The following is an 8,980-nucleotide window of genomic DNA, read 5'->3' on the forward strand; positions in this document are numbered from 1 at the left end:
GGTGATGGGGTGGCGGGCGGGCGTTCGGCCATGACCCGACACTACGGGAGCCGGGCATCAGCCATCCGGGAGAGCAAGACGTCGGTGACCCTCGTCCCCGTCTCGGGACGGCGCGGCGTGCGAGACGGCGCGGCGTGACGGACGGGCCCGCGTGGGTCGGGCCGTCCGGTCCCACCATGTCGGGACCGGACGGCGGACTGCCAGCGTGCGAGCCGGGTGACGCGGACGGCTCAGAAGGCGAGGGCCTGCGCCCTGCGCTTGACTTCCTTGCTGCGGTTCTCCGCGAGCGCCCGCATCGGCGTCCCCGGCAGGCTCGGATCCTCCCGGAAGATCCAGTCGAGCGCCTCGTCATCGGTGAACCCGGCGTCCGCCAGCACGGTGAGCAGGCCGGGCAGCCCCTTGATCACGGCACCGTCGATGATGAAGTCCGCCGGCACCCGTAGGACGCCGTCCTCCCGCCGGGCCAGCAACGTCCGGTCGCGCACCATCTGGCGGACTCGGGTCACGGGAACCTGCAGCTGCGCCGCGGCGTCAGGCAGGGTCAGCCAATCCATGGTCAACAGTAAACACCTAAGTCGGGACCCGGTCGTGGCCCAGCCCGGCCGCGATCGTCCGGCACTGCCGAGGTCATAGGTCTGTCCCGTCCCGCCCCGACGGGTCAGGGCCAGGACGGGTCAGCGCGGCGCGGCCTGCTCGCCGCCAGCGGCGGCCGAGCGGGCGGCCGCCTCCAGCACGGCGACGACCGGCCGGGCGGACTCCACGCCGTGTCCCGCCAGCGGCCAGCCGGAGACCAGCAGGTCGGCCAGATCGTGATAGAAGCCCCCGGCGGCCTCCGCCGCGGGCGGCACCGGATACCGGGTGTCGACCCCGTCGTGGGTGAGCAGCAACAGCGCGTCGCCGGCGCCGGGCGGGCCCGACTCGGCCGCGAACGGGCCGCTCGACGGGCCGGCGTGCCGTCCGCCCGGGCGGATGGGACCGACGGCGGAGTCACCTGGCCCGGTGGGGGCGTCGAGCACGAGGCAGCCGCCGCTGCCGAGCACCTCCAGCCACGGGCGTGGAGCCGCGGCCAGGTCCGAGATGGTGATCTGCGCCTCGGCGCCGCCGGCGAAGCGCAGCAGCAGCCGGCTGTGGTCGGCGTTGCTGACGTGGTGCCAGACCCGCTTGAGGGTGGACGCGCTGACCCATTCGACCGGTTCGTCGACGAGGCCGAGCACCGCCTCGACGGCGGCGACGCCGCGGTCGAACAGCTGGCCGCCGCTGATGCGCTCGTCGTCGTGCCAGGTGCCGAGCGGGCGGCGCGGGCCACCGCGGTAGGCCTCCAGCCGCATCGGCTCGCCGACCACGCCCCGGCGCACGGCGTCGCGCATCGCCCGCAGGCCCGCGTCCCGCTCGCTCGCGGCGCACACCGCCAGCACCCGCGAGCGGGCGGCGGCGAGTTCGGCGAGCTGGTCGACATCGGCCGGCGACAGGCACATCGGCGCCTGCACGACGACGTGCTTGCCGGCCTCCAGCGCCCGCCCGGCCCACTCCAGGTGGGTGTGGGTCGGGGTGGCGACGATCACGACCCCGAGCTCGGGGTCGTTGACCAGGTCGTCCGGGTCCTCGACCCGGCGGGGCTGGCGCCCGGGGGCGTGCGCGGGCCCGCGGGCGGCGCTACCGTCGCACAGGGCGGTGAGCGTCAGCCCCTCGGTGGCCTCGACGGCCGCGTGGTGAGCGGCGGCGGTGTCGGGCGTGCCGAGCAGACCGACGCCGACGGGGGCGGTGTCGCGCACCCCCAGGCAGTGCCGCAGCCAGCGACCGACGAGCCGCTGGTAGGCGGGGTCGGCGAGCACCTCCGCGCCGCTGCCGAGGGTGAACATGCCCAGGCCCGTCGACGGCCGCCAGGTGCAGACCGGCTGCTCGGCCATCTCGTGCCGGATGAGGATGAGCCGCTCGACGTCGTCGGCGACCTTCTCCGGGACGACCCAGCTCTCCCGGGGCCGGAACCGCCCGTTCCGGGCCATGATCTCCCCGCCCTGCGGCCCTGGCAGCAGCCGGACCTCGTGCGGGGCCAGGAATCGGCCGGGGATGAGGCCGGAGGCCTCCACAAGCGGGCTGTCCGCCGGTAGCGCGCGCACGGTCGGGCCGGCGAGCAGCACCGGGACGGTCTGGCGGGCACGGTCGAGCAGCTCCTGCTCGACGTGATCCAGCGGCCGGTCGATGAGAACGAGAAGCGCGTCCGCCGACCGTGCCGAGGTCGGGCCGAGACCCGCTGCGCGCAGATGGTCGCCGAGCGCGTTCACACCGGGCAGGTTCGATACCAGGTGAATGCGAGGCACGCCCGGCACTCTAGTGGGCTAACCCACCATGTACCCATTCGGGTGGGGAACGGACGACCGCCCATCCCAGCATTCCGGACGGTTCGTCCCATATCTCCGCAGCCGACGGACGCGAATTCGTCACCTGACCATCCCCACACGGACCAGCGGGTTCCGTCAGCCTGCCGCGACGAGTTCCTTCATCGTCACCGCGACGTCCGCGAAACGCGTCGGGTCGATGCCGCCGCCGGCCATCATCAGCCGACGGGCGGCCACCATGTCCATCGGCCGGCCGACCGTGACCATGCCGCGCAGATGCCCGTCGGGCGCGAACCAGCCGGCCGACCAGCCCACCGGACGGCTGCCGTCCGCCGGCCGCGGCGCGTCCGGGTCACCCCGCCAGACCAGCGCGTCGCCCTCGACGCCGGACATGCCGGCGAACTGCACCATCCAGCCGAACTGTTCCGACCAGAAGTACGGCACCGGGTCGTACACCGCCGCGTCGCCCTCGTCCCCACCGAGCAGGGTCGCGGCGCCGACCGACGGCGACTGCTGCGCGGTGTCCCAGTGCTCGACGCGCAGCCGGCGCCCGTAGCGGCGCGACCACCAGGCCGCGCAGTCCCCGACGGCGACCACCGGCGGGCCGTCCACGCCCTCCCACGAGGCGGCGAGACGCTCGTCGGCGACGACGCCGCGCTCCAGCGCCAGCCCGCTTCCGGCCAGCCACCCGACGCTCGGCCGGGCGCCGATGCCGATGAGGATCTCGTCCGCCGGCAGCACCTCGCCGCCGGCCAGAACCAGCCCGTCCGCGGTGGTCCGCTCCACCGCCGTGCCCAGCCGCAGGGTCACGCCGGCCCGGGCATACCAGGCGATCGTGCGGGCGCCGACCACCGGGCCGAGCGCGGCTCGCAGCGGCGAGTCGGCCGCCTCCACGACGGTCACCTCGGCGCCGATCGCCGCGGCGGTGGTGGCGACCTCCGCGCCGATCCACCCGGCGCCGACGATCACCAGCCGCAGGCCGGGGCGCAGCGCGGACCGCAGGCCGTGGGCGTCGTCGATGGTTCGCAGCACCCGCACCGGACCGTCGCCGGGCAGGGTCACCGGATCGGCACCGGTGGCGATCACCAGGCCGTCGTGCTCGAGCGGGCCGGCGTCGGTCTCCACCGTGCCCGGGCGCAGCGCCGTCGCCCGCCGCCCGGTGAGCACCTCGACACCGTCGAGATCGAACGGGAGGGTCGTGTCGTCGATCCGGCCGGTGAGCACCGCCTTGGACAGGGGCGGCCGGTCGTAGGGCCGGTGCGCCTCCGCGCCGACCATCGTGATCTCACCGGTGAAGCCCCGCCGCCGCAGTTCGACGGCCGTCCGGCCCCCCGCCATTCCCGCACCAGCAATGACGATTCGCCGCATCGCCGCAGACTATTACGCCCCGCCGTCGAGAATCACCTCACGCGCGCCCGCCCCGCTCATCCGGCCGGGCTCGCGTCCACCAGCGGGAAGGCGTCCTTCCACACCGGTTCGTAACCGGCCTCGACCAGCATCGCGGCGACCTCGGCGGGCGGGCGCTCATCCGAGATCGAGAACTGTTCCTGGGCGGTGCCCGGCGTGGAGTAGCCGCCGGGTTCGGTGGACGAGCCGGCGCTCATCGTGGTCACCGCGATGCGGACCAGGCCGTCGCGGATCGGCGCCGGCTCCCTGGTGGACAGCGACAGCGCGAGGTCCGGGCCGAACAGCCGCAGCGCCGCGTGCGCCTGGGTGAACTCGGCGTCGGATACGACGACCACCGGCGGGAAGTCGCTCGCCGACGGCTTGATCCGCGGCAGCGCCACGGACACCTCCGTCCGCCAGTACCGGCGGGTCAGGAACGCGGCGTGCGCGCCGAGGGCGAGCACGTCGGCTCGCCAGTCCGGGGCGAGGCCGAGCAGAGCGCCGATCCCCAGGCGCCGCGCCCCGGCGGCCGCCGCGCGCTCGAACGACGACAGCCGCCGGTCGTAGTCACGTTTCCAGCCGGCGACGTGCACCTGCGCGTAGCGGGCCCGGTCGTAGGTCTCCTGGTAATGGACGACGCCCTCCAGTCCCGCCCGCACCAGCCGAGCGTAGGTGTCGTCCGACCAGGTCTGCGTCTCGATGGACAGCGACGGGAACAGCGGGCGCAGCCGCTCGACGACGGCGACCAGGTAGTCGGCGGACACCTCGACGCGGTGCTCGCCGGCGACGAGCAGCAGGTGGCGGAACCCGCGGGCGGCCAGCAGCCGCCCCTCCGCCTCGACCTCGTCGACGTCGAGCGTGCGGCGGGCGACCGGCAGGCCGCGGGCGAACCCGCAGTAGGTGCACGACGAGAGGCATTCGTTGGACACGTACAGCGGCGCGAACAGGCGCACGGCGCGGCCGAAGCGGCGCAGCGTCGTCTCCCGGGCGGCCAGCGCCAGCTCCTCGAGCCGCTCCCCCGCCGCCGGCGAGAGCAGGACGGCGAGCTCGGCGAGCCCCAGCTGCGCCCGCGCCGGGGCCGGCCGCCCGGCACCGCCCGGGGCGATGCGGCGCAGCAGTGCGTCGACCTGCGCGGGCGTCGCGTCGCGCGACCGGGCCGACAAGGCGGGCAGGTCGACGCCGGCGAGCTCGCGGGCGAACAGCCCCGGCGGCGCGCTCACCCCGCGCCCCCGCCCACGCCGCCCCTGGGGGCCGCGGAGGCCGTCGGGGCTGTGGAAGCTGACGAGGCTGACGGGGCGGTGGAGGCTGACGGGGCCGCGGGCGCCACCGCGCCGAGGGCGCCGAGAAAGCCGGTGAGGGGCGAGGAGGCCGACGCGACGGTGGCTCCACCGGTGCCGACACTGGCACCGGCCGGCCCGGCGAGATGGCCCAGCCGCCCGGCGACGGTCGCGAGGGCGAAGGCGCGCGCCATCCGCACCGGGTCGTCCGCCACCGCGATCGCGGTGTTGACCAGCACCGCGTCCGCGCCGATCTCCATCGCCTCGGCCGCGTCCGACGGCGCCCCGAGGCCGGCGTCGACCACGACGGGCACCCCCGCGCCGGCGACGATCGCCTCGATCGCGTCGCGGGTGCGCAGCCCCCGGTTGGAGCCGATCCAGCTGCCCAGCGGCATGACGGTCGCGCAGCCGGCCTCCTCCAGCCGACGGGCGAGGATCGGGTCCGCCGAGCAGTACGGCAGCACGGTGAAGCCGTCGGCGACCAGCAGCTCGGCGGCGCGCAGCGTCTCGATCGGATCGGGCGCGAGAGTCCGCGGATCCGGGGTGACCTCCAGCTTGACCAGACCCGTCCCGGTGGCGGCGCGCCCCAGCCGGGCGAGCCGGTGCGCCTCGCCCGCGTCCACCGCGCCGGACGTGTTCGGCAGCAGGGTCATCCCGGCGGGGACGAAGTCGAGGACGTCGCCGGCGCCGGCCCGGTCGAGGTCGACGCGGCGCAGCGCGACGGTGACGATCTGGGCGCCGGAGGCGAGCAGGCTGGCCCGCATCGCCTCGTGTGACGAGAACTTCCCGGTGCCGACCAACAGCCGGCTGCGGTAGCCGCGCCCCGCGATCACCAGTTCGTCGATCTCGGCGGCGACTCCCCCGACGGCGTCGGCCGCGGTGTCACCAACCGGGTGCTGCGACATGACGATCATCCTCCCCACGCGCGCATGACCGCGATCGGGTCTGCGGGTCGCCGACGGCAGTCCTGGCCAGCCTCTCAGCCCGCCTCCGCGGGCTCCCCGGTACGAAGCCACAGTCTAGACGCTTACGCCCGCTTCCCGTTCCGCCGGCTTCCAGCACACCGCGCGTCGGCGCCCGCGCTCCGCCCGGCGAAGATGCTTCGCCGCCCGCCCGACGGTGCCGTACCGTTGGCGGTGAATTCCGCGGGTTCGCGCCGCTGTCGGCGTACCGCCGGGCGCTGGAGGCGTGTTCCCCCCGGCAGGCCGGACGCATCTCGGCGGGTAAGCCCGCGAGGCTCCGGTAGCGAAGCCGGTCGGCATCGATCGTAAACTGTCGCCCGTGGATGCCACCGTGGCCGACCCTGTGATAGGCCGGCTTCTCGACGGCCGCTACACGGCGCAGGAACGTCTTGCCGTCGGCGGCATGGCGACGGTGTACGTCGCGCACGACAACCGGCTGGACCGACTCGTCGCGCTCAAGGTCATGCATCCCAACCTGAATCACGACCCGGAGTTCGTCGGGCGTTTCCACCGCGAGGCCAAGGCCGTCGCCCGGCTGAACACGTCCCGCGTCGTCTCCGTCCTCGACCAGGGCTCCGATCACACGCCCGCCGGCCTGGTGAACTACCTGGTGATGGAGCTGGTGCGCGGCCGCTCGCTGCGCCAGCATCTCGGTGCGCGCGGCCGGCTGCCGGTCGCCGAGGCCGTCGAGATCATCGAGCCGGTGATGGAGGCGCTCGCCGCCGCCCACAACGCCGGGATCATCCATCGCGACATCAAGCCCGAGAACATCCTGCTCGGCGACGACGGCCAGGTGAAGGTGGCCGACTTCGGCCTCGCCCGGCCCCTCGGCCAGCCCACCCAGGCGCTGACTGACGGCGTGGTCCTGGGTACCGTCGGCTACCTCGCCCCCGAGCAGGTCACCCACGGCACCGCCGACACCCGCAGCGACGTCTACGCCGCCGGGGTGGTGCTGTTCGAGACGCTCACCGGCCAGCTCCCGCACAGCGGGGCGACCCCGATGTCGATGGCCTACCAGTCCGTCCACGGCGACGTGCCGGCGCCGTCCACCGTGGTCGAGGGTATCCCCGCGGAACTGGACGGGCTGGTGCTGCGGGCGACCGCGCGCGATCCCGACCGCCGCCCGGCGGACGGCTCGGCCCTGCTGGAGGAGCTGGCGCGGATCGCGCCGTACCTGCCCGAGCAGGTGGAGTACCACACCGGCTTCACCGGCGAGGTCCAGCGCATCGGCCTGATGGACCCCCCGCCGCCCGGCACGCCCGACCACACCCAGGCGTTCACCGCCGACGAGTACCACGCCGACGGGCTCAGTCCCCGTCCCGGCAGCGTCGCGGTCCCGCCACCCGCCGGTCAGCCCGGCGCCGGTCCCGCCGGTGGCCCGCGCGCGTCAGCGATGGCCGACTTCCCGCCGACGCAGGCCCACCCGGGCCCGGTCGCCCCCGACGCCACCGCGGTCGCCGCCTTCGGTACCGGCCCGGACGTCACCGCCTACCAGAGCGGCGGGTCCTTCCCGGGGGACGACAGCCCCGCGCCCGACACGGCTGGCCTGTACCACCCCTCGGCCGGGTCGGCACGGATGCCGGCCGGCGGGGCGGGCGGCGGCCGCGGCCGGCGGCGGGCCGGCGGCGCCCCGAGCCGGCGGCCGCCGACTCCCCTGCTCGTCGGCGGCGCGGTCATCCTGGTGCTGATCATCGGGTTCGTCTCACTACGCGCGCTGACCGGCGGCAAGGTCGAGGTCCCCCTGCTGGCGAACGTCAGCAAGTCCGACGCGGAGACGATGCTGCGCGACGCCGGGCTGAAGGTGACCTACCTCGACCCGGTGGCGGACCCAAAGGTGCCCGCCGGCCACGTCGCGAAGCAGGACCCGCATGACGGCGCCCGGGTCCACAAGGGCACCCTCGTCACGCTGCGGCTGAGCTCGGGGCCGGCGGCGATCCGCGTGCCGGACGTCGCGAACCTCACCCAGGAGCAGGCCACCACCCGGCTCAACCAGGTCAACCTCACCCCCGGCGGCGTGATGCCGCAGGCCAGCGACACGGTCCCGGTCGGTCACGTCATCTCCACCAACCCGGCCGTCAACACGGTGCTCAAGCCCAAGGACAACGTCAACCTGATCGTCTCGTCCGGGCCGGACACCCGCCCGATGCCGCCCGACATCATCGGCAAGTCCTTCGACGACGCGAAGGCCGAGATCGAGGGCCTCGGGGTCGCCGGACTCACCATCCAGCAGGCGGTGGCCGTGACGACGGACGGGAACACGGGCAGCGTCGTCGGCGTCGCGCCCCAGGTGGGCCAGCCGATCCCGCCGAACAGCACGGTCACCCTGACCGTCGCGGCCGCCCCCGACGACGGGACCGGCGGCGGGGACACCGGCGGCGGCACGGGCGGCGACGGCAGCGGCATCCAGGTCACCGTGCCGAAGCTGGTCGGCAAGTCGTTCCGCGACGCCGAGAGCGCCCTGCGCCAGCGCGGCCTGTCGATCAGCAGGTCGAACATTTTCGGCGGCAGCCCGAACGACCGCGTGGTCGCCCAGTCCGTCCGCGCCGGCTCGAAGATCGAGAAGGGTAGTACAGTGGCGGTCAACACTGCGTGGCAATTCGGTAACTGAACGACCTGACAGCTACACCGCTGGTCGGGCTGGCACGGGGGCAGCCGAGCTTCCCCCTGCACCGGTCCACGACCGGCCACGGGGAGAGGACGTGAGGGCAGCGCGCGGTCGCGATCGGGATCCCCGCGGCGAGCCGCGCCCCGGCGGATCCCATCGGTCAGCCGGGCCTGGCCCGCCCAGGTGGCCGTCGCGGCCCTTCTCCTTCTGGCGTCCGGGATCCCACTCAGCCCGCCGCGTCGCCGCCATCCTCGACGGCACCCGCCCACCGAACAGCCCCGCCGAGCGGCACCTCGTCACGATCGCCGACGCCGCCCGCGGCCTGCCCCGACCCCAGCTGGATCCGGCCAGCCACGACGCGCTGCGCGCCCAACTCCTCGCCGCCCTGGCCAACCCCGCGACCACCCCCACGAC

7 protein-coding genes are annotated in these 8,980 nt (G+C 74.9%); 1 reads left to right on the forward strand and 6 read right to left on the reverse strand.

All coding sequences use genetic code 11. The features are described 5' to 3' along the window. Positions 1 to 230: 230 nt before the first annotated feature. The 5 genes from C1A33_RS14370 to C1A33_RS14390 all read right to left on the reverse strand — a co-directional run bounded on the left by C1A33_RS14370 (position 231) and on the right by C1A33_RS14390 (position 5,904). Complete coding sequence (locus C1A33_RS14370; protein ID WP_101832021.1) at positions 231 to 554, reverse strand: Rv2175c family DNA-binding protein; 324 nt, start codon at positions 552 to 554, stop codon at positions 231 to 233. 120 nt (positions 555 to 674) lie between these two features. Then, the gene (locus tag C1A33_RS14375) at positions 675 to 2,318 is read right to left on the reverse strand and encodes a Gfo/Idh/MocA family protein (RefSeq protein WP_101832025.1); all 1,644 of its coding nucleotides are present in this window, start codon (positions 2,316 to 2,318) and stop codon (positions 675 to 677) included. A gap of 156 nt (positions 2,319 to 2,474) precedes the next feature. Beyond that, positions 2,475 to 3,704 carry an NAD(P)/FAD-dependent oxidoreductase gene (locus C1A33_RS14380; protein ID WP_101832022.1) on the reverse strand — a complete coding sequence of 410 codons (1,230 nt, stop codon included), beginning with the start codon at positions 3,702 to 3,704 and terminating at the stop codon, positions 2,475 to 2,477. A gap of 56 nt (positions 3,705 to 3,760) precedes the next feature. Beyond that, entirely contained in the window at positions 3,761 to 4,942 is a 1,182-nt protein-coding gene (gene thiH, locus C1A33_RS14385; protein ID WP_101832023.1) for a 2-iminoacetate synthase ThiH, read from the reverse strand. Continuing rightward, on the reverse strand, positions 4,939 to 5,904 hold the full coding sequence (locus C1A33_RS14390) for a thiazole synthase (protein ID WP_243407551.1): 966 nt from the start codon (positions 5,902 to 5,904) through the stop codon (positions 4,939 to 4,941). The genes thiH and C1A33_RS14390 overlap by 4 nt, the downstream gene beginning before the upstream one ends. Before the next feature lie 388 nt (positions 5,905 to 6,292). On the opposite strand from C1A33_RS14390, the gene C1A33_RS14395 reads away from it, so the two are divergent. Further along, entirely contained in the window at positions 6,293 to 8,569 is a 2,277-nt protein-coding gene (locus C1A33_RS14395; RefSeq protein ID WP_243407552.1) for a Stk1 family PASTA domain-containing Ser/Thr kinase, read from the forward strand. 223 nt (positions 8,570 to 8,792) lie between these two features. Here the strand turns inward: C1A33_RS14395 and C1A33_RS35720 are convergent. Next, positions 8,793 to 8,980 (reverse strand): hypothetical protein (locus C1A33_RS35720; protein ID WP_207770309.1); only part of this gene is annotated, 188 nt, incomplete at its 5' end.

It is taken from the genome of Frankia canadensis, from assembly GCF_900197875.1.
GTDB lineage: Bacteria > Actinomycetota > Actinomycetes > Frankiales > Frankiaceae > Frankia > Frankia canadensis.

Bases quoted from the DNA above. Each gene is read 5' to 3' on its own strand.
- C1A33_RS14390 (WP_243407551.1), bottom strand. From the start codon at position 5,904: ATGTCGCAGCACCCGGTTGGTGACACCGCGGCCGACGCCGTCGGGGGA.
- C1A33_RS14380 (WP_101832022.1), bottom strand. From the start codon at position 3,704: ATGCGGCGAATCGTCATTGCTGGTGCGGGAATGGCGGGGGGCCGGACG.
- C1A33_RS14370 (WP_101832021.1), bottom strand. From the start codon at position 554: ATGGATTGGCTGACCCTGCCTGACGCCGCGGCGCAGCTGCAGGTTCCC.